This window comes from Thermovenabulum sp. (genome assembly GCF_049701175.1).
In the GTDB taxonomy this organism is placed as follows: Bacteria; Bacillota; Thermosediminibacteria; order Thermosediminibacterales; family Thermosediminibacteraceae; genus Thermovenabulum.
This window is the reverse complement of the sequence record NZ_JBNATW010000015.1, coordinates 30,893-52,122: the sequence shown is the minus strand read 5'-3', so window position 1 is coordinate 52,122 and position 21,230 is coordinate 30,893. Positions and strand designations below refer to the sequence as shown.

Sequence of the window (21,230 nt, the reverse complement as noted above, 5' to 3'; positions counted from 1 at the left end):
TTCAATGTTTTATAGGTTATTGGTATGTAATTTTGATACCTTAATTTGACATAACGTTAGATAGGAAAGTGGGGGAAATTATGAAAAATATAGATGTTAAAGAAACAGTGCATGAAATGATGTTAAGACAAATGGGTGCAAATGTAACTGTTTTTTTAGGCAAACAATGTTTTGTAAAATTTAATATAGAAGGATATGAAATAAGTTATGCCTACAACATTAATGCAAAGAATAAGTATTTTTTACAAAGGGTTAAACCATATCCAATGATTGCCGGAGTTTATGAAGATTTAAAAGATGTTGTAAATATGATTGAAATAGATGTTGAGCAATTTAAAAACGTAATAAAGAGCGGTAAGTTTGAAAAATTTTTACAATTAAATAAAAAAATACTTGACACTGCGCGAAACCTTGAAGATTTATTCTTATATTATGTCGTAGATCAGGAAGTATTTGATGAAATTTCAAAAAAGATAGAAGAAGTGAGGAATAAAATATTCGAAAACGCAGTGCCTGAAAAGAGGGTTTATTTCAAAAAAGATCCCGATTCTCTGCTATAAACTTCCTCAGCGATCTTAATTCCTTCTATAGCATCCTTTGCGTAAAAATCTGCGCCTATATTTTTTGCCAGTTCTTTATTTAAAACCGCTCCCCCAACGACTACTTTACAGCTCGGGAATTTATTTTTTATAAGCTTGATTGTATTTTGCATTGATGGGATGCTTGTGGTCATGAGGGCGCTTAACCCTACCAGTTTTAAATCGGGGTGTTTTTCAATTTCCTTTAGGATTACTTGCGGGTCTACATCTATGCCGAGGTCAATAACATCAAAGCCGTAATTTTCCATTATGGCCTTTACAATATTTTTTCCAAGGTCGTGAATGTCACCCTTTACCGTTGCAAGGATGATCTTTCCCTTTGCTATTTTTACTTCTGAAAGGAAATGGGATTTAATCAATTCAAAAGCCTTTTTTGCAGCTTCTGCTGATTGAAGAAGTTCAGGGATGAAGTATTCTCCTTTTTCATATTTTTTACCCACTTCATTTAATGCAGGTATTATTATGTGGTCAATTATTTTAAAGGGGTCCATCCCACTCAGGAATAAATCTTTTATGTATTCTTCTATCTTTGCATCATTTCCACTCACAATCGAATTGTAAAGACTTTTATCGGCAGTTTCAATATTAAAAGTTAACGAGGGTATTTTTTTGCTTTCTTTATTTTCTTTTTTTGCAAAGGATATATAAAAGTTTGCTTTTTTATCCCTTCCTGTCAGCACATCTGCAGCCCTTATAATTTCCCATATCTTTTCGTTTAAAGGGTTGACTATCGGAAGGTCAAGGCCTGCTCCCAAAGCCATGGCCAAAAATACGCTGTTTATAGTGTTTCTTCCCGGGAGGCCGTAGGATATATTACTCACGCCTAATGTAGTAAGGCACCCGAGTTCTTCTTTTACCTTTTTAATTGCGTTTATAGTTTCAAGGGCCTGTTCTTGTTCTGTACCTGCAGTTAAGCAAAGGCAGTCTATTATTACATCCTTTTTTGAAATGCCGTGTGAAACCGCAGCGTCCACAATTTTTCTTGCGATTTCAAGCCTTTCTTCAGCGTTTTTTGGAAGACCCCTTTCATCCAAGGTTAAGCCTATTACTGCTGCACCGTATTTTTTCACTATGGGAAGTATTTTTTCGAGGCTCTCTTTACTGCCGTTTACCGAATTTAACAGTGCTTTTCCGGGGTAAACTTTTAAGCCTTCTTCTATAACCTCGGGATTGCTGCTATCGATGCAAAGGGGAATGTCAACCGTTTGAGAAAGATAAAGCACTGCTTTTTTCATGAGAGAGGCTTCATCTATTCCCGGAACTCCAAGGTTTACATCTAAAATATCTGCACCGGCCGCTTTTTGAGAAATAGCTTCATTTATTACTCCGTTTAATATGCCGGATTTTAATTCTTCTGATAAAATCTTTTTTCCGGAGGGGTTGATGCGTTCTCCAATTACTTTTACCGGGTCTTTAGAGCTTACGAAAACCGTCAACCTGTCAGAACATATTGTGGTCTTTTGAAAGGGCTTTATTCCCAAAGGCTTTTTACCTTGTACTTTCACCTTTAGTGATTTAATATGTTCGGGGGTAGTGCCGCAGCAGCCGCCTATAGCATTTATTCCGGCATCAATAAGCATTGTGCAGTTTTGAGCAAATTCACGGGGAGAAAGGGGGTAAAAGGTTTCACCGTTTATAAGCTTAGGTATACCAGCATTGGGCTGAACGAGAATAGGAACACACTCATATTTTGACATTTCGTAAAGTATTGATGCCATTTTATCAGGGCCAAGAGAACAGTTTACACCCACCACATCGGCGCCTACTGAACTTAAAACAAAAAGGGCTGTAGTGGGGTCGGTACCCATGAGGGTTTTACCGGTTTCTTCAAAGGTCATGGTAGCTATTATGGGAAGATTGCAGAGTTCTTTTGCTGCAAGCACTGCAGCGCGAGCTTCAGCAAGCTGGCTCATGGTCTCAATGAGGATGATATCCGGCTGGGCTTCTAAAGCTGCAGAAATTTGTTGTTTAAATACATCAAAGGCTTCTTCAAAGGTTAAAGGGCCATAAGGTTCCATAAGTATTCCCGTTGGTCCTATTGATAAGGCTACAAGGGCTTTGCCTTCAGAAGCCCTTTTGGAAATTTTTACTGCATTGAAGTTTATCTCAGCAACTTTATCAGAAAGGCCAAAGTGGGAAAGCTTAATGCGGTTCGCACCGAAGGTATTTGTCTCGATTACTTCTGCACCGGCTTCTATGTAATTTTTATGTATACCTTCTATTGCTTCTGGATGGTTAATATTCCAGAGTTCGGGACATTCACCTGGTTTTAGTCCCTTTTTGATGAGCTCAGTGCCCATTGCACCGTCAAAAACTATAATTCTTTCTTTAAGCAATTCTAAAAAAAGGTGTCCCATTTTTAATCCTCCTAAAAATAAAAATTAGATGGGGACTATTTTAATATTCCCTTTGGCAGCCATTTTATCTCCCAAAATACATAAAGCACCAATTACTCCCGGAATTTCAAGGGCAAAATTAACTGCTTTTTCTAAGTCTTGTTCGCTTTTTACTCTATTACATGCAGCGGTAGCTACCGCATCTGCCAAGGTTGCGGAATTGGCTAAGATTACCATGGCATCGGCTTTACCGAAACTCAAACTGTGCCCCACTTTTCCGGAAGAAGTGCATATGCCAAGAGGGGTTAAATTGGGATTTATTTGCAGGGCAATCCTGTTGGAAAAGGGAGAACTGCCTGCAAATATTCCCACCAACCTTGTTTTTTTCAATTTTAACCAGATATCTCCACCGTTTTCTACGATTACCTCGCTTGAATAAGTGGCGAGTTTTTTTCCTGCTATTTCAGAGAAATAGCCTGCAACAGCTGCCATAGGGCCTACTCCAGCCAATCTTGCCGCTTTACTCATTTCAAAAGCTGAAGGGGGAGCATTTAAGAAAGGTTCGTAAGGTTCAAGAGAAGAAAGAAATAAAGGGTCTTTTTTGATGTAATCTTTTAGAAGTTCTCTTTCTTCTTGAACCAGGGAATATATTAATTTTTCTAACTTTAAATCGTACCTTTCTTTTCTTACGGCTATATCAAGGTCAGTTTCTTCGACCAAAACCCTGAAATGAATTAAATCCTTTTGGGTGTATAGGCTTCTATAACTGCGGGGCTCATAGGGCACTAAACCCTCACCTCCATAGCGCGTACAGGACAAATCTTTAAACACATAAGGCAGAGGATGCATTTTTCACCGTCAAATCTAACATCCATTGAAGGCCTTTCAATATAAAGGGCTTGAGTAGGACAATGCGCGGAACATGCCCCGCAACTTGTGCAGCGTTGTTCGTTGCGCACAACTTCAGTTTCAAGAGGTTGAACTAAAATCCCTTGCTTTTCTAAAAAAGAGATACCTTCATCGTATTTATCCCCAGAGATTTCTAAAACCATTGTGCCTTCTTTATGGGGATTAATTTGTGCTTTTAAGATATTGATTATAAGGTCGTAATCCTTAACGAGATGATAAATTATAGGTTTATCCGCTGTTTCAGCGCTAAACCTTAATACTACTTTTTTCGTTGTCATTTAAATCACTCCATTTTTCTTAATTTAATACTTTACCTTTTAAACCCGAATCGGGGCCAGGTAAATTTTGAACCGGTTCAGTCAATAGAAAATCGCCTTTTTGTATCCAATCCTTTAATATATGAGCAATTTCCCGGGCTTTAGGGTAACTGCTCAATGGTGCTGTGGGGACCTCTTTACCTAACAAATTTATTTTTCCGCTTTTTAGTTGAGCATAGCTAACATAACCGAGGTTTCCAGGCTTTCGATTGGGGTATACGTCACTATAGTCTACAATTGGAGCAAAAAGTTCTTCATCGGTTTTTGCAGCGTAATAAAGGATTTCTTCGTTTAATATAGGGATGGGCACACCTATGCCCACAGTCAAAGTGGCTCCATAACCGCGGAAACTTGTACCTACAAGCCAGCGGGCGCTCATCTTTTTTAAATCGCCAATAACAGAGAGGGTGCCACCCGATGCACCAAGTTCCTTGCCGTCTTCATCTTTTAAAATGGTGGGGAAATGCTGGGTGCCGTTCCACGCTACATAACCGATACCGCCGCCGAGAAATATGCGCGTGCCTATCCCGATTGTTTTAAAATAGGGGTCTTTCAAAAGGGGACTAAGCTGACCCGATGTAGAGTAGTTTGCATTTCCTAAATTTGGCTTTAATGTTCCCATATATGTATAAATAGTTTTATCGCTGAGGTTTACAGCACAGTTGTAATTTTGATAGCAGTTCCTTGGATTGAAAAGTATCGCTTCATTTATATCATCAATGGTTATAGTAGTTTCAATTTCCTTACGAGGATAACAATCCGTACCGTAGCCTGTAGCCTTTAACCTTATAGGCCGTCTTGCTACGAGGTCTTCAATAACGTGTCCGCCACCGTATCGGAATTCACCAGGATAATCACTGTTTAGAGGGTCATCTTCAGGTAGCTCCGTTGCACCAAGGTATGCGTCTACTGCTGCTATTCCTGTATAAGCAGGGACATTATTTAGCCAAACTCTCTGCATTTTTATTCGGGGTGATGTATGACCAAAATTTAGAAACACTCCTGAAGAGCACATAGGGCCAAAAGTGCCTGTTGTTACAACATCTACTTCCTTTGCTGTTTCTTCTATACCTTTTTCCTTAACTTTTTCGATGACTTCTTCTGCTGTAAGCACTACAACCTTTCCTTTTTTTATCCGTTCATTGATTTCTTTGATAGTTCGTTCTACACCCATCCTGTTTTTCTCCTTTCCGAGTAATTTTAAATTTGAAAAATAAGAGTATAAAAATTTAAGGCCTCTTCTTCAAGATAAGAGGCCTTAGATATTATCTAAGCATCCCCTCTTATCTCTCAGAAGGTAAACCTTCTGCAGGAATTGGCACCATTTTAGAAGCAAAGCTTCTAACGGTTGCCGGGTTTCATCGGGCCAGTCCCTCCACCGCTCTTGATAAGAGGAAAAAAAACCTTTCAAAGTATTTAATTGTTGAAAAAATTATATCAATACGGGAAATCATTGTCAATGAAAATTTAATTATAATATTATTCCGATAACGATGGCACTGAGTATAGAAATAAAAGCCGAGGAAACAGCACCTAAGACCAGAGCACGGGCGCCAATATTCACCATTGAACTGAAGGAAAGATCGAGTCCTAATCCTGCCATGGCTGCGGTCATGATCCAGTTATCAAAGGTTATAAGGACCATGACGACATTTTTTGGCAGTCCGGCGAAGGAATTGACCAGGACCATGACAAAAAAGAGGATAGCAAACCACGGGATTGTGATTTTGCCCTTTTCTCTTACATTGTTGTTCCACGGGAGAAAGGTCAGAATAAGGGTAAGTGGAATGATAAAGAGCACCCTTATCATCTTTACGGTAGATGCCATTGCTTTGAATTGGCCACTTGCTGCCACGCTTGCTGCCGCGACCTGTGCAACTTCATGTATGGAGCTTCCTGCCCATAATGCGTAGAACATGTCGGGTATATCCAGAAGACCGTGTAATGCCGGGTAAAGAAACATAAAAATAGTGCCGAACAGCGTTACCGCGCCGATAGCAAATGCGGCGTCTTCTTCCTTTGACTGAATGATAGCATCAACCGCTGCTACCGCTGATGCGCCACAGATGGATACGCCGCTACCGAGCAGCAGAGCACGTTTAAGAGGGACGCCCATGATGCGGCCAAGCCAAACAGTAAAAATAATGGTTGAAGTAGACGAAACAAGGATGGTTATAAAAGCAGAAGGGCCTACCTTTAAAACCTGAGATATGCTTAGCTTGAAACCCAGAAAGATAATGGCAAGTCTTAAGATTTTTTTAGCACAGAAGCGTATGCCCTTTTGTGTGCTTGACGGCATAGGAATAAAGTTTTTTATTATCATACCTATAATTATTGCGATTATGAGGGAGCTTAATGGTAGTGTTTTTGAAAAAAGTGTTGTAGACTGAAGAAGCACTGATGCGACAGTTACTGCAGTTACAATTATGAGACCGGGAAGGTGTTCGGTGATCCAAAGTTGCACCATTTAATGACTACCTCCTTTTGTTTACATTGATGTTCACATGCAATAAATATACTACTTGCATTATATAAATGTAAAATACTAAAATAAAATAAAAACGATATGTGAATACATATGAATTGAAGGTGTGAGCATGCATCTGCGGCATTTGAGAATATTCCTTACAGTTTGTGAAACAGGCAGTATGACTGCTGCGGCAAAAAAACTGCATATTACCCAGCCACCGGTTAGCCAGGCCATCGCTGAGCTGGAGAGTTATTATGGCGTAAGGCTTTTTGAGCGTTTTGGCCGCAAGATTTATCTTACAAAAGCAGGAGAAGAGCTATATTCTTACGCTTCGCACATAATAAGTCTTTTGAACGAGGCTGAAAAAAGATTATCAGACCTGTCAAAAGGTGGCATTCTGCGCGTGGGTGCCAGTATGACCATAGGTACGGTGATTTTGCCAATAATTATTAAAGAATATTCTGCTTCTCATCCGGCTGTTCAAATACATGCGGTAGTTGATAATACGGCTACCATAATAAAGATGCTGCATATGGCTAAGCTTGACATAGGGTTGGTGGAGGGTATAGGAAACTGGCCAGATATAGTTAAAGTGCCAGTTTACGATGATGAGCTTGTGCTTATATGCCCACCGACGCATGAATGGGCAGGAGCAAAGGGTATTGATGCCGCACAGCTTGAAGACCAGGGCTTTGTTATCCGCGAGGAGGGCAGTGGCACTCGTGAGGTGTTTGAGGCTGCAATGAAAGCATATGGCATAAAATGGAAGACTGTAGGAGTATTCAACAGTGCTGAGGCTATAATAAATGCCGTCCATTGTGGTTTAGGGCTTTCCTTTATTTCGCGGCTTGCGGTGCAGAACGCGGTGGCAACTGGTAAGGTTGCAGTTGTGAACCTTTCCGGATTAGATATTAAACGCAAATTTAACATTGTTTACCATAGAAACAAATTTTATACTAACGCAATGAGGGAATTCACAGCTTATTGCCTTAAGTTTTTTGAGAAAGTTGAAAAATCGATATAAGAAGAAAAAGAAGTTTAAAAAAATTATATTTGATGCATTGACTTAAGATGTTTTGCGATATATAATTTTTACAAAATATATGAACAATTATTCAAATATTCAAATCACAAAACTAAAATAAGGAGGGCTGCTGTTGATTGGAGAAAATAATGAGTATCTTGACCGGTGCGATTGCACGGTGATTCATGAGGATGTGGTAAAAAAGGTTTTAAATACCATGCCCCCTGAAGAAAAGCTCTACGACCTTGCGGAATTTTTTAAAGTATTCGGGGATACCACAAGGATAAAAATAATATGTGCCCTTTTTACTTCGGAGATGTGCGTATGCGATTTGGCTGCCCTTTTGAATATGACCCAATCTGCAGTTTCCCACCAGCTAAGGGTGTTAAAGCAATCAAGGCTTGTGAAATACAGAAGGGAAGGCAAGGTGGTATATTATTCTCTCGATGATGAACACGTAAAGCAAATTTTTGATCAGGGGATTTCTCATATTAATGAAAAACAGTGAGAGAAGGTGTTTTTTTTGAGCGGGGGTCTAAAAAAGGAAGTCGTTTTAGAAGGTTTGACCTGCCCTGTGTGCGCTGATAAAATTGAAAAAAAGTTAAAGGAAATGGAAGGTATTAAAAATGCAACAATAAATCTTGTAAATCAAACCCTTACCTTTGAAATAAACAATAAAGAAGAAAAGGAGAGTATAATTAGCGAAATTGAAAAAATTGTAAAGTTTTATGAACCTCATGTGGTTGTAAAAGAAAAAAAGCAATACAAGGAAAATTATTTTTTAGAAGACACCGAAAAGAAAGAAATCCTTCTTTTGACTTTCAGTTTAATTTTATATTTATTGCCTTTCATATTAAGCATTTCATATAATTTTAGAGTTATTTTCTATATATCAAGTTATATATTGGCAGGTAAAGAAGTAATAAAAAAATCCCTAAGGAATATTTTTAAAGGCCAAATTTTTGATGAAAATTTTTTAATGACCATTGCTACCATTGGGGCCTTCGCCATAAAAGAATTTCCCGAAGGCGCGGCGGTTATGATCTTTTATAAAATCGGTGAACTTTTACAGGACATAGCGGTGAAACGTTCGAGGAAATCCATAAGTGATTTAATGGATATACGCCCGGATTATGTCAATTTGAGAGTAGGGAGTGAGGTAATAAAAGTTTATCCAGAAAAGGTAAAGGTTGGAGATATTGTAATAGTAAAACCCGGTGAAAGGATTCCCGTTGATGGAATCGTTGAGGAAGGGAATTCTTTTTTAGATACCTTTTCTATTACAGGGGAATCGGTTCCAAGAGAGGCAAAACCGGGAGACGAAGTGCTATCCGGATTTGTAAATAAAAATGGGCTTTTAGTCATAAAGGTAATGAAAGAATATAAAGAATCTACAGTTTTAAAAATATTGGATTTAGTTGAAAATGCCTCTTCAAAAAAGGCTTACACCGAAAATTTTATAACCACCTTTGCGCGCTACTATACACCTTTTGTAGTTTTTTGCGCTTTGCTCATTGCAGTAATTCCACCGATTATCTATAAAAATACCTCTTTCTCTCAATGGCTTTACAGGGCACTTATTTTTCTTGTAATTTCGTGCCCGTGCGCCCTTGTCATTTCCATACCCCTTGGATTTTTCGGCGGTATAGGAAGGGCAGCAAAAGAAGGAATTTTAATAAAAGGAAGTAATTTCTTGGAAGCTTTAAACAATGCAAAATTTGTGGTATTTGATAAGACGGGAACCCTTACAAAAGGCGTTTTTGAAGTAACAAAAATTAAGAGTGAAAACGGTTTTTCAGCAGGTGAGGTTTTGGAGTTGGCAGCCCATGCGGAAAGTTTCTCCAATCATCCCGTAGCCATATCCATATTAAAGGCTTATGGGAAAGAAGTAAAAAAAGAAAAAATAAGAAGTTTTGAGGAGATTCCCGGCTACGGTATAAAAGCCAAAGTTGACGGCAGAGAATTAATTGTAGGGAATATAAAATTAATGAAAAAGGAAGATATTCTATATGAAGAAAAGGAAGAAGGAGATACAAAGGTTTATGTGGCTGTAGATAAAGTTTATGCAGGTTTTATTTTGATTTCAGATAAAATAAAAGAAGATTCAAAGGATGCTATCAATTCTTTAAGGGACTTGGGTATTAAAAACATTATCATGCTAACTGGCGACAGCTTTAATTCCGCCAAAAAAGTTGCTGAAAGCCTCGGCATCGAAGAATATTATTCAGATCTTTTACCCTACCACAAGGTGGAAAAGGTGGAAGAGCTTTTAAAGAGAAAATTGAGAAAAGAAAAATTGATTTTTGTAGGAGATGGAATAAACGATGCTCCTGTTCTTGCTCGTTCGGACATTGGAATAGCTATGGGTGGGCTCGGTTCCGATGCGGCTATAGAGGCCTCGGATATTGTCTTGATGACCGATGAACCTTCTAAATTGGTAAAAGCTATAAAAATCGCAAGATATACAAAAAGGATTGTTGTTGAAAACATCGTATTTTCACTTGGTGTCAAAGCATTGATACTTATTTTAGGAGCTTTTGGCAGTGCAACAATGTGGGAAGCTGTATTCGCAGATGTGGGAGTAGCTCTGCTTGCTGTTCTTAATTCTTTAAGGGTACTTCGAACTCAAAACATTTAACAAGTTACCTCGGATAAATGCCGGGGTATTTATTTTGGTATTTTTATGAAAAATTATACAAAATATGATAAAATATTTGCGGGGGCACTTTTGGGAGGCAAAAGCATGATGGACATTTTAGAAAATTACAAAATTGAAGTCGAAATATCAAAAGACGAAATGTCTGCTTTTGTAAAAATAATTCCAATAAGGGAGGGAGCGGAACTAAAGGCTGATGACATATTAAAGGCTTTAAAAAACAGCGGGGTAGTATATGGCGTTGATATTGATGCGGTAGAAAGGATTGTTAGAGAAAAGAAATACAACACCAATTTTCTTGTTGCAAAAGGTAAAGAACCGGTAGCAGGGCGTGATGGAGAAATTAGATTCTATTTTGAACTCAAAAAGGAGCTTAAACCCAAAATAACCGAAGATGGAAGGGTAGATTTTAGAGACTTAGGTTATATTACAAATGTTTTAAAGGGACAATTGATAGCTGAAAAAATTATGCCAACAAAGGGTATCCCAGGTTATACAGTGAAGGGAAAGCTTCTTCCTGCTAAGGATGGGAAGGAACCAAAACTCATAGTGGGTAAAAATGTTGTGAGCTCAGAGGATAAAACTAAATTTTATTCACTTATAGATGGTTCACCCAGTTTTCAGGATCATAAGATAAGTGTATATCCTGTTATGGAAATAAGAGATGATATAGGTCCCAAAACCGGAAATGTGGAGTTCATTGGCAGTATTAAAATTTACGGAAATGTGGTTGGAGGATACCGCGTTAAGGCTCAAGGAGACATTGAAATAGAGGGTTATGTGGAATCTGCTGAAGTTATTTCTGAAGGCAAGGTTTTAATAAGAGGTGGCGTCAAGGGTGGTAATAAAGGCGTTGTAAAGGCAAAATCTGATGTTTCTGTAAAGTTTGTTGAAAATGGTTTTATAGAAGCTGGTGGAAATATTTACATAAATGAATACGCAATGCACAGTGTCTTAATTGCTGGAGAAAATATAAAGTTTTCCGGCAAAAAAGGCCTGCTGGTAGGCGGAAGGGCATCAGCACACAAGGAAATATTCGCTAATATCATAGGTTCACATATGGCAACACCTACTGAACTTGAAGTAGGTGTAAATCCTTTCTTAAATATAAAGCTACAGGAGATTGTCACAAATATAAAAAATGCGGAATTTGAGTTGGCTAAGGTCGAGAGGGCTATACTCCTTTTTGAAACAATGAAGAAAGCCAATAAATTGTCACAAGAAAATTATATTACACTTGAAAAATTGTATAATACGAGAGCTTCTCTTAAAGAAAACCTAAATGAGCTCTACAAGGAAAAAGAAAAATTAGAGGAGGAGTTGAAAAACATTACAGAAGCAAGGATAACGGCAAAAGAAGTCGTATATCCAGGAGTTGCTGTAAAGATAGGTAATGCAGTGTATAGAGTAAGAGATACTATTGAAAGAGCAATTTTCTTAAATAGGGAAGGAAGCATTGTTGTAGAGAGAATAATATAAATATTTACAAGAAGGGGGGCACTTTATGGGGGAAATAGAGGAGCTAAAGAGTTTTTACTCTGAGATAAAAGGGCTCATTGATGTTTTTAACAAATTGGATGATGACCAATTAATAAATAAAATCAAGGAGCTCAAGAAAAGAGAGATATTTGAGGAAGAAGATTTTTTAAAATTGAAAATAATTATTGCCGAGATTGAGGCAAGCTTTACCCGTGACAAGAAAAGAGAAAAGGTTTTAGAAGGATTATTAGAGCTTTCGATTGTGCTTGAAGAGTATTTTCCGAGAGAAAATTGCATACTTATTTTTTCTTCGATGGAAGATCCGTATATTGAAAATTTTATTTATGAATTGAAAAACAAAAATATGGAGATCTATTTAAAAACTTCAGAAGAGGATTTTTTAACAGAAGCTTATTTAATTATTCCCGATGCTGTCCTTATATTTGACGATAGCGAAGAGAGAGGTAAGGCTGTATTTCAAAATTTAAAAGACAACAGTTTTTTTGAAAATATTCTCCTGTTGGTAGTGGGTAGTAGCTCCTGGGAAAAAAGATTGTATTTCATAAATCAAGGGGCTATTGATTATATAGATTTGACCCAAAATAATGAAATAAATGCACAAAAAATAAAAAATATTACAAAAATATCCTCTTTAATAAAAAAATGCAGTGTAAAGGATCCTTTAACAGGGCTTTTTTCTCAAAATTTGGGCTTAGAGCTTTCAAGGGTAAAATTTGATCAATCAAAGATTTATGATACTGATTTTACAATGGTTTTAATAGATATTGATGATATGAAAAATATTAACGAGAGATATGGTAAAACTTCGGGAAACAGGTTATTAAAAGAAATTGCTTTTATTATAAAGGAGAATTTGAAAGAGGGTGAAATGGCCTTCAGGTATAAAGAAGATGAGCTTTTTATTGTATTTCCGGAAGTAGACATAAATGAAGCTTTTGATAGGTTAAGTGGCATAAAAGATATTGCTTATAAAATGAAGGAGATTATAGGATTTGAGTTCAGCTTTACTGCAGGTATAGTTAAAAAGGGAAAAGCCTTGGATACTCTGGATGAACTTATAGACAAGGCGAAAAAATGTGTCGAAATGGGGAAAGAAAAAAAGAAAGGGGAAATCTATATATGGCCTGAAGAGGCGGAGAAAAAGGATAAAAAAATATTGATAATCGAACCGGATAACATGACAATGGAAGTGTTAAAAAAGAGGTACGAGCTAAAGGGCTACAAGGTCTTTACCGCCTTATCGGCAAACGATGCTTTGGAGATTTTTGAAAAAGAAGGACCAAAGGTGATTATCACCGAATTTCTACTTCCGGGAATGGATGGCGATATACTCACAAAACGCCTAAAAGAAATGGATAGAAATACCAAAGTTATTGTGCTTACATCACAAAAAATGGAAATGTATATAGAACGGGCAATGAAAGCAGGAGCGGACGATTTTATAACAAAGCCCTTTTCACCAGTGGAATTGGACTATAAAATAGAAAAATTTGCTTAAATGTAAAGGGGTTTTTTTAAATGACTTTTTTTGAAAAGACAGTATATTATTCCTTATTTTTTTTGATTTCTCTTCTTTTGCTGCTTTATCTTTACCTTGCTTATTTAAAGATGCGTGAAATGATATACGAAAAGAAAAAGAATAAGGCTTATAACCTTCTTGCACCATTGGTAGATGAGATTTTAGTCAATATAGACGAAGTAAAAGAGGAGGAAGTGATTAAGTTAAAAAGAAAGTTAAAGAAGTACTATGAGAAAGACATTGTAGCAGAAAAATTAATCAAATATTTTGAGCTTTATTCAGGAGAAATTAGAAACAAAATAACCATGCTTTGCGAAAAACTCGGGTTGGTTGATTTTGAAATTAAAAGACTTAAAGGGAAAGACCTTTACCAAAAGGCTATTGCCTGCAAGCGATTGGGGGAATATAGGAGTAAAAAAGCCTTGGTGGATTTGTATGAGGCTTTGAAAATCGATTTTGCTGATGTAAAATACCATGCAGCTTTAGCCCTTGCTAAAATTGGAGATTTAGAGTATTTTACAAAAATTTTTAAAGAAATGTTGGGGCTAAATATATTAAGTGAACGAAATTTATTAGAGATTGTAGACAGCTTTGAAGGAGATAAAATTTCCCTCTATAAATCTATGATTTTTCACGAAGATGACTTTATATCTTCGATATTTATTAAATCTGCTGGAAATAATTTTATGATTGATTTATCAGAAGAAATTTCACGCTTTTTAAATTCTAAAAGCTTTTTGAGGAGAATAGCGGCAATAAAGGCAATTGGCCAAATGGGGGCGTTAAAATATATTGACGATATTATAAAAGCCCTTTTTGATGATGATTGGCAGATAAGAGCTGTTGCTGCAAAGGCTTTAGGCGAACTGAAAGACCCTAAGGCTCTTCCCTTCCTTAAAAAGGCATTAAGTGATGGTGAATGGTGGGTAAGGTACAATTCCGCCGGTGCCATTTTTAAGATAGGAAATTATCAAAGCATACTTGCGGAAGTACTGGATGGAGAAGATAAATTTGCAAAGGATATAATTTTATATTATATAGTAGTATCTGGAAAACTTCAGGAAATTTTAAATTTATCCAATTCAATCCATGAAGAAGACAGGAAATCATCAGAAAAGATTCGAGAATATCTTGAGTCTTCTTCGGAAGGGGTTTAAATTTTATGGAGACGTTAAGGAGATTTATAATCGGATTTAACGATTTTGTCCTTTTTTACGTCATAACAATAAATTTTATTTACTTTCTTCAGCTAATTTTGTCAGCAATACATCTGGGCAATTATATAAAAAGGACGATTTATTCGGATTATAAAAGATACATTGCCTCCCAAAATATGTTACCTATTTCGATAATAGTACCTGCATATAATGAAGAAAAAACCATTGTGGAAAATATAAAATCTTTAATGGACTTAAATTATCCTCTTTTTGAAATTGTAGTTGTTAATGACGGCTCGAAGGATAGTACACTCAAAAATATTATAGAGGCATTCAATTTGAAGAAAATAAACCAGCCGATAAGGGTTAAACTAAGGACTGAAAAAATTAAGGGTATATACAAAAACCCTGAAATCTTAAACCTTACTGTTGTCGACAAAGAGAACGGAGGGAAGGCTGATGCTTTAAATGCGGGTATAAATGTCTCATCATACCCCGTATTTGTTTCGATAGATGCTGATTCTGTTTTGGAAAGCGATTCCTTAGTCCGAGTGATAATGCCATTTTTGGAGGATATGAATACAGTTGCTGTAGGGGGAATCGTGAGGGTTGCCAATGGAAGCATTATAGAAGGTGGTATAATAAAAGAAGTAAGGCTTCCCCAAAAATCCCTTGCCTGCTTTCAGGTTGTTGAATATTTAAGGGCTTTTTTGACCGGAAGGATGGGTTGGGACGCTCTTGGTTCCCTTCTTATAATTTCAGGAGCTTTTGGTGCTTTTAAAAAGGAAGCGGTGATTGAAGCGGGCGGATATCAAAGGGGCACCATTGGAGAGGATATGGAACTCGTAGTGAGGCTTCACAGGAAAATGAGGGAGAATAAAAAGAAATACAGGATAAGGTTTATTCCCGACCCTGTATGCTGGACACAGGTGCCTGAGGATTTAAAAAGCTTGAAAATTCAAAGAAGAAGGTGGCAGATAGGGTTGATGGATTCCCTTTTTAGACATAGAAAAATTCTTTTGAATCCTAAATTTGGAGTTTTAGGACTATATGCTGCTACTTATTTCTGGATTTTTGAGATGCTGGGGCCTTTGATTGAAGTAGCTGGGTATATAATAGTGCCTATTTCCTTTTTGTTCGGGATTATTGATTACAGGTTTTTCCTTTTATTTTTGGCAATTTCCATCTGCTACGGGATTATCCTTTCAGCAGGAGCAATACTTCTGGAAGAATATACCTTTAATAAATATAAAAGTTTAGGGCAGTTTTTAAAGTTAATGTTTTATGCTATTTTGGAGAACTTTGGCTACAGGCAGCTTACGGCTTTTTTTAGGGTAAGCGGCATAATGAACTACAACAGATTAAAGCACAGCTGGGGGGTTGTGGGTAGGAAGGAATTTTAAAATTTTACATTCCTCCCTTGGAATGCTATATTTTAGATGAAGGGAGGAATTTTTTTGTTTAAAAAGACCAGTTTTTCTTATCAAAATGCCAAACGTTTACAACAGATAATAAATACAGCTTTAAAATACGGTTTTGGGTATATTTTAGAAAAAATTGGTATTATAAGATTCGTTCCAAAGGTCAAAACAGTCGATGAAAGGTTAACACCTCCAATGAGAGTGAGGCTTATGCTTGAAGAGCTGGGGCCTACTTTTATAAAACTTGGGCAAATTCTCAGCACGAGGTCTGATATTCTTCCCGAAGACTACATCACGGAATTAAAGAAATTGCAGGATGAAGTGCCCGGTGTGGAATTTTCTAAAATAAAATTAATGATAGAAGAAGAATTGGGAGAAAAATTAGAAGATGTTTTTGACTATTTTGAAGAAATTCCAATCGCCGCTGCTTCCATAGGCCAGGTTCATAGAGCAAGACTTAAAACCCAAGAGGAAGTGGTTGTAAAGGTACAAAGGCCTGATATTGAAAAGGTTATAAATGCAGATTTGGACATTCTTTTTCATGCTGCAAGGCTGATAGAAAAGTATATTCCGGAAAGCCGTTTATATGACCCTGTAGGAATAGCTGAGGAATTTTCGGAAGGAATAAGAAATGAACTCGATTTTTTGAGAGAAGGCTGGAATATAGAAAGGTTTAGAAGGAATTTTGAAAAGGATGATACGGTGTATGTTCCAAAAGTTTACTGGGAATACTGCACCAAAAAGGTTCTAGTTATGGAATACATTGAAGGGGTGAAAGTTAAAGATATAGAGAGTATAGAAAAACTGGGCTTTTCTAAAAAAGAACTTGCCGAAAAGGGTGCAAGAGCCATATTAAAGCAGATCTTTAATCATGGATTTTTCCACGCTGACCCCCACGGTGGCAATATAATTGTAAAAAAAGACGGCAGAATAGCATTTATTGATTTTGGAATAATGGGAAGGATAGACAATTACTATAAATATAAGATGTTGGAGCTTGTAAGAGGAGCAATAAATAAAGATATAGATAAAATTTGCGATACCCTTTTAGAAATAGGCTTTGTCGAGGAAAAAATTAATTATAATAAATTGAGGTCTGATATAGAAGAAATAGTAGAAAGATATTACGGTAAAACCTTAAAGGAAATCAACATGTCTGAGATGCTTCCTGAAATGCTTAGATTATCCCAAAAGCACAGAGTAAAGGTCCCATCTAATTTAGTTTTGCTTATAAAAGCGGTAATTACGGCAGAGGGGCTCGGTAAGGAGCTTTATCCTGATTTTGACATCATAAGTGTAGCAAAGCCTTTTATGTTAGAACTTATGATATCGAATTACAGCCCAGAAAGGATTTTTAAAATTGCGGGGGACGACCTTAGGAGGGTAGTAAAGGCGTTAAAGAATATACCGGATATAGTAAATAAACTGAACGATAAGTTGGGAGAGGACAGCGTAAAAATCGATTTTGAATATAAGGGCCTTGAAAAGTTTGCCTTTGAGTTAAACAGGATGGTGAATCGTTTGGTAATAGGATTAATTGTTTCAGCGATAATAGTAGCTTCTTCCCTTATAATACGCGCTGATGTTGGCCCATATATTTTCGGAATTTCTGCTATAGGGATCTTGGGATACCTTGTAGCAGGCATCTTTGGGCTTTTATTACTTTATTCGATTATTCGGACAGGATAAACTTATGGACTGTTCGAAGGATTAATGATAGAATAAGAAATAAATTTATTTAATATGTTTTACGGGGAGGCAAAACCGGAGATGAAATCAATACTACATAAAAGGTTGATACCTTTAATACTTTTGATTTTTTTCTTGTTTACCTTTAATTTTTCTGCTTATGCTCAGGAAGACGGTAGCAATATACCTCCTGAGATTGAATTTTTAAAACAGCTTACCGATTTTATTGAAAACAGCTATCCTTATGATGTGAATAGGCTTGATATCATAAAAGGCGCAATTAAAGGAATGGTAGAGTCTTTAAACGACCCTTATTCGGAGTATTTTACGCCAAAGGATCTAAAGGATTTTGAAGATACGACAACAGGGGTATTTGGAGGAATAGGGGTTGTTATCACTTCAAAGGATAATATCATTACAGTAGTTACTGTCCTTGACAATTCTCCTGCAATGAAGGCAGGTTTAAAACCTAACGATAAAATAGTGGAAATAGATGGAAAGGATGTAAGGGGGCTTTCCAGCTCAGAAGCATCCAAGATGATACGGGGAAAAGAAGGAACCACAGTAAGATTGGGAATAATGAGGGAAGGGCAAAAGGATATTATTAGGGTAAATATCACCCGGGAAATAATAAAGGTGAACCCTATAGAGTACAAAATTTTAGAAGAAGGCATTGGGTATATAAAAATCAGCGAGTTTAATGAAAACACATCAGAAAATATTGCAAAAGCAATAGAATATTTCAAGAAAAGTAATGTAAAAGGTATTGTGCTTGACCTTAGGAATAATCCCGGTGGGTTGTTGGATGAAGCCGTCGAGGTAGCAAAGTTCTTTGTTCCCAAGGGTCCAATTGTAAAAGTTATATATAAAAATGACACTGAGGAAGTATATGAATCGGATCGAGAACCAGAAAATTTTGATTTAGCCGTCCTTGTCAACGGAGGCTCTGCCAGTGCTTCGGAAATCCTTGCAGGTGCGATAAAGGATACTGGTGCGGGGCTCATAATCGGCGAAAAGACTTTCGGCAAAGCTACGGTCCAAAGGGTAATTGACTTAGGGGAATTAGGGGGTATAAAACTTACCGTAGCAAGATACGTTACTCCAAATGGCACGGATATAAATAAATTAGGGATAAAACCCGATATAGAAGTCAAACCGGAAGAAGGAAAGAAAGTTGATTTTACACCAATAAAGGGGGACAAAGTTCTAAAAAAGGGCAGCATAGGGCTTGATGTTTTAGGGCTTCAGGAAAGGCTTGCTTTTTTGAACCTTTTACCTACCAAGGCAGATGGAATTTTCGGCCCCAAAACTAAAAAAGCGGTTGAAGCCTTCCAAAAAATGAAGGGCTTGAAGGTCACCGGTATTGTTGACAGCAATTTTCTAAAACAGCTGCAGGCAGCCGTAGAAGAAAAGATTAGTAAAAAAGAGGACGCCCAGCTCAAAAGAGCCTTGGAGATAATAAGGGCTAAAATAAAGATGAAGAAAGCGGCTTAGCGGAGGAATTTTATGAGGGATGAATTTATAAATGTTATAAAGAAAGCCCAAAGGGAAGAATTTTTAGCAACAGAGGAAATAAAAGATTTACTTAGCCCAATAGATGAAGAGGAGAAAAATACCCTTTTTTCCCTAGCGGATGATATAAGGAAAAAATACGCAGGTGATGGTGTACACCTAAGGGGGATTATAGAAATATCAAATATTTGCAGGAGAAACTGCCTTTACTGCGGACTGCGAAGGGGTAACAGGAATTTAACTCGCTATAGGATGTCTGAAGAAGAAATATTGGAAACAGCATCTTTTATTAATTCCCTTGGGATAAAAACAATCGTGCTACAGTCGGGAGAGGACCTTTATTTTACAAAGGATAGAGTTGCAAAAATAGTTTATGAAATAAAAGAAAAGACGGGAGCGGCAATAACCTTAAGCTTGGGGGAAAGGGAATACCAAGAATACAAGCTGTGGAAGGACGCAGGTGCCGATAGATACCTTTTAAAACACGAAACGGCAAATAAGGAATTGTTTAATCTTTTGAAGCCCGATTCGGATTTTGATGAAAGAATAAAAAGGCTGTATTGGCTAAAAGAAATAGGTTATCAGGTAGGGGCAGGCAACATGGTGGGGCTACCTTTACAGAGGATAGAGGACTTAGCTTTGGACCTTGCTTTTTTAAGGGATTTTCAAGCGGATATGGCAGGCATAGGGCCCTTTATACCCCATCCCGATACTCCTTTAAAAAACCATAAAATTGAAAACCCCGAACTATCTTTGATAACCCTTGCAGTTGGAAGAATTGTTTTAAAGGATACCCATCTTCCCGCGACAACTGCCCTACGCAGTCTAATAAAAGATGGTTTAAAGAAAGCATTAAATATAGGTGCAAATGTGGTTATGCCTAATTTTACGCCAGAGAAATTCAAGGAAAAGTATTACCTTTACCCCAACAGGATAAAAACCGGAATTAAAGAATTGATACAAGATATTGAAAGTGCGGGAAGGTATGTAGACAAAGGATACGGACACAGCTTGAAAATAAAAAGCCAAAATTAACTACATTAATTTTTCATAACATTTTACAAGCTTTTCAATCATGGTTTCATAATTAAAATTTTTTATGAAGGTTTTATACCCGGCTTCAGCCAACTTTAAAGCTAAGCCGGGATTATTTATTAACTTTTTAAGGCAAAGCGCAAGGCTTTTTGGGTTTTGGCTTTCAAAAAGAAGACCGTTTTCATTGTCATTTATAAGTTCTAATATTCCACCGGTAGTGGAAGCTATTACAGGCTTTTTAAGAATAAAGGCTTCCAATATTGAAATTCCGAATCCTTCTTTTCTTGAAGGTAATACCAATATATCACAGTCTTTTAAAACTTCATAAACGTTTTCAATATAGCCTAAAAATACCACATAATCATTTAAATTAAGTTTTTGGGTAAGCATTTTTAAACTTTTTTCCTTAGGTCCAGTACCTGCAATGTAAAATTGAATGTCTTTTGGTGAAAGCTTTAAATCGTCTATCAAAATCCTTGCCGATTTTATCAATACATCTACGCCTTTTTCATATATAAGCCTTGAAGAGCAAAAGATTTTTACGCCTCCAAAGAATAAAGGTCTTGAAGGGAATAATAACTTTTCCATATCTTTATTAGGCAATGAATTGTGTATAACAAAAATTTTATTTTGATTTACATTAAAGTTAAATACTAACTCTTTTTTTATTGCTTTCGATACGCTGATTATTATATCGCATTTTTCGAAAATAAAGTTAATAAAAGGGTACTTTCTGGGGATGTTGTGCAGTGTAGCGACCAACTTTATCCTACAAAAAACTTTTGCTAATGCACATATTAATGTAGCCAAAATTCCGTGGGAATGCACCAATTTTATGTTTTCTTTTTTGATGAAATTTATTGTAAGAATTAGGGCTTTTAGATAGCCGTGCAGGAAAAAGCTTTCTTTAATCTTTAAATCTAAAAATTTTTCTGTAGATTTTAAATCCTTTTCTGAAAAGGCTTCTCTTGAGCCAGCTAAATAAACATTAAAATTTCTATCCCTTAAGCCTTCTAAAATAAGGCTTAAATGCTTTTTCATGCCTCCCGTACAATGTCTAACTACAATTAAGACTTTTTTACCCAA

Annotated in this window: 17 protein-coding genes and 1 riboswitch; of the genes, 11 read left to right on the top strand and 6 right to left on the bottom strand. The window is 36.7% G+C overall.

Annotated features, from left to right (window positions below):
- The first annotated feature begins 80 nt into the window (after window positions 1-80).
- Window positions 81-560, top strand: a complete 480-nt coding sequence (locus tag ACPLVF_RS06730; RefSeq protein ID WP_424907066.1) for a hypothetical protein — start codon at window positions 81-83, stop codon at window positions 558-560.
- Here ACPLVF_RS06730 and ACPLVF_RS06725 read toward each other — a convergent pair.
- The 5 genes from ACPLVF_RS06725 to ACPLVF_RS06705 all read right to left on the bottom strand — a co-directional run bounded on the left by ACPLVF_RS06725 (window position 527) and on the right by ACPLVF_RS06705 (window position 6,628).
- On the bottom strand, window positions 527-2,956 hold the full coding sequence (locus ACPLVF_RS06725) for a homocysteine S-methyltransferase family protein (RefSeq protein WP_424907065.1): 2,430 nt from the start codon (window positions 2,954-2,956) through the stop codon (window positions 527-529). The genes ACPLVF_RS06730 and ACPLVF_RS06725 overlap by 34 nt on opposite strands.
- Before the next feature lie 24 nt (window positions 2,957-2,980).
- The gene (locus ACPLVF_RS06720) at window positions 2,981-3,721 is read right to left on the bottom strand and encodes a UPF0280 family protein (protein WP_424907064.1); all 741 of its coding nucleotides are present in this window, start codon (window positions 3,719-3,721) and stop codon (window positions 2,981-2,983) included.
- Complete coding sequence (locus ACPLVF_RS06715; RefSeq protein WP_424907063.1) at window positions 3,721-4,122, bottom strand: NIL domain-containing protein; 402 nt, start codon at window positions 4,120-4,122, stop codon at window positions 3,721-3,723. The genes ACPLVF_RS06720 and ACPLVF_RS06715 overlap by 1 nt, the downstream gene beginning before the upstream one ends.
- 19 nt (window positions 4,123-4,141) lie before the next feature.
- Window positions 4,142-5,335 carry a homocysteine biosynthesis protein gene (locus ACPLVF_RS06710; RefSeq protein WP_424907062.1) on the bottom strand — a complete coding sequence of 398 codons (1,194 nt, stop codon included), beginning with the start codon at window positions 5,333-5,335 and terminating at the stop codon, window positions 4,142-4,144.
- A gap of 106 nt (window positions 5,336-5,441) precedes the next feature.
- Window positions 5,442-5,555: riboswitch (SAM riboswitch) on the bottom strand.
- Between the two features lie 77 nt (window positions 5,556-5,632).
- Entirely contained in the window at window positions 5,633-6,628 is a 996-nt protein-coding gene (locus ACPLVF_RS06705; RefSeq protein ID WP_424907061.1) for a YeiH family protein, read from the bottom strand.
- A 130-nt stretch (window positions 6,629-6,758) separates the two neighbouring features.
- Here ACPLVF_RS06705 and ACPLVF_RS06700 point away from each other — a divergent pair, with 130 nt between their 5' ends.
- The 10 genes from ACPLVF_RS06700 (at window position 6,759) to hydE (ending at window position 20,144) form a co-directional block, all read left to right on the top strand.
- Window positions 6,759-7,655, top strand: coding sequence for a LysR substrate-binding domain-containing protein (locus ACPLVF_RS06700; protein ID WP_424907060.1), 897 nt, complete (start codon window positions 6,759-6,761; stop codon window positions 7,653-7,655).
- 136 nt (window positions 7,656-7,791) lie between these two features.
- Window positions 7,792-8,163 carry an ArsR/SmtB family transcription factor gene (locus ACPLVF_RS06695; RefSeq protein ID WP_424907069.1) on the top strand — a complete coding sequence of 124 codons (372 nt, stop codon included), beginning with the start codon at window positions 7,792-7,794 and terminating at the stop codon, window positions 8,161-8,163.
- Window positions 8,164-8,178: 15 nt separating this feature from the next.
- Entirely contained in the window at window positions 8,179-10,293 is a 2,115-nt protein-coding gene (locus ACPLVF_RS06690) for a heavy metal translocating P-type ATPase (protein WP_424907059.1), read from the top strand.
- A 105-nt stretch (window positions 10,294-10,398) separates the two neighbouring features.
- Window positions 10,399-11,790 carry a DUF342 domain-containing protein gene (locus ACPLVF_RS06685; RefSeq protein ID WP_424907058.1) on the top strand — a complete coding sequence of 464 codons (1,392 nt, stop codon included), beginning with the start codon at window positions 10,399-10,401 and terminating at the stop codon, window positions 11,788-11,790.
- Window positions 11,791-11,815: 25 nt separating this feature from the next.
- Window positions 11,816-13,309, top strand: a complete 1,494-nt coding sequence (locus ACPLVF_RS06680) for a response regulator (protein ID WP_424907057.1) — start codon at window positions 11,816-11,818, stop codon at window positions 13,307-13,309.
- 20 nt (window positions 13,310-13,329) lie between these two features.
- The gene (locus tag ACPLVF_RS06675) at window positions 13,330-14,487 is read left to right on the top strand and encodes a HEAT repeat domain-containing protein (protein WP_424907056.1); all 1,158 of its coding nucleotides are present in this window, start codon (window positions 13,330-13,332) and stop codon (window positions 14,485-14,487) included.
- Window positions 14,488-14,492: 5 nt separating this feature from the next.
- Entirely contained in the window at window positions 14,493-15,890 is a 1,398-nt protein-coding gene (locus ACPLVF_RS06670; protein WP_424907055.1) for a glycosyltransferase family 2 protein, read from the top strand.
- A 54-nt stretch (window positions 15,891-15,944) separates the two neighbouring features.
- Entirely contained in the window at window positions 15,945-17,597 is a 1,653-nt protein-coding gene (gene ubiB, locus ACPLVF_RS06665) for a 2-polyprenylphenol 6-hydroxylase (RefSeq protein WP_424907054.1), read from the top strand.
- Between the two features lie 81 nt (window positions 17,598-17,678).
- Window positions 17,679-19,091, top strand: a complete 1,413-nt coding sequence (locus ACPLVF_RS06660) for a S41 family peptidase (RefSeq protein WP_424907053.1) — start codon at window positions 17,679-17,681, stop codon at window positions 19,089-19,091.
- A 12-nt stretch (window positions 19,092-19,103) separates the two neighbouring features.
- Window positions 19,104-20,144 (top strand): [FeFe] hydrogenase H-cluster radical SAM maturase HydE, encoded by a 1,041-nt coding sequence (gene hydE / locus ACPLVF_RS06655; RefSeq protein WP_424907052.1) that lies wholly within the window; start codon window positions 19,104-19,106, stop codon window positions 20,142-20,144.
- Here hydE and ACPLVF_RS06650 read toward each other — a convergent pair whose 3' ends face one another.
- A complete protein-coding gene (locus tag ACPLVF_RS06650; protein WP_424907051.1) occupies window positions 20,145-21,230 on the bottom strand; it encodes a glycosyltransferase family 4 protein in 1,086 nt (361 codons plus the stop codon). It lies immediately after the preceding gene.

Coding starts and splice junctions, on each gene's coding strand:
- ACPLVF_RS06675 (WP_424907056.1), top strand. CDS start 13,330: ATGACTTTTTTTGAAAAGACAGTATATTATTCCTTATTTTTTTTGATT.
- ACPLVF_RS06730 (WP_424907066.1), top strand. CDS start 81: ATGAAAAATATAGATGTTAAAGAAACAGTGCATGAAATGATGTTAAGA.
- ACPLVF_RS06680 (WP_424907057.1), top strand. CDS start 11,816: ATGGGGGAAATAGAGGAGCTAAAGAGTTTTTACTCTGAGATAAAAGGG.
- ACPLVF_RS06670 (WP_424907055.1), top strand. CDS start 14,493: ATGGAGACGTTAAGGAGATTTATAATCGGATTTAACGATTTTGTCCTT.
- ACPLVF_RS06715 (WP_424907063.1), bottom strand. CDS start 4,122: ATGACAACGAAAAAAGTAGTATTAAGGTTTAGCGCTGAAACAGCGGAT.
- ACPLVF_RS06705 (WP_424907061.1), bottom strand. CDS start 6,628: ATGGTGCAACTTTGGATCACCGAACACCTTCCCGGTCTCATAATTGTA.
- ACPLVF_RS06685 (WP_424907058.1), top strand. CDS start 10,399: ATGATGGACATTTTAGAAAATTACAAAATTGAAGTCGAAATATCAAAA.
- hydE (WP_424907052.1), top strand. CDS start 19,104: ATGAGGGATGAATTTATAAATGTTATAAAGAAAGCCCAAAGGGAAGAA.
- ACPLVF_RS06710 (WP_424907062.1), bottom strand. CDS start 5,335: ATGGGTGTAGAACGAACTATCAAAGAAATCAATGAACGGATAAAAAAA.
- ACPLVF_RS06660 (WP_424907053.1), top strand. CDS start 17,679: ATGAAATCAATACTACATAAAAGGTTGATACCTTTAATACTTTTGATT.
- ACPLVF_RS06700 (WP_424907060.1), top strand. CDS start 6,759: ATGCATCTGCGGCATTTGAGAATATTCCTTACAGTTTGTGAAACAGGC.
- ACPLVF_RS06725 (WP_424907065.1), bottom strand. CDS start 2,956: ATGGGACACCTTTTTTTAGAATTGCTTAAAGAAAGAATTATAGTTTTT.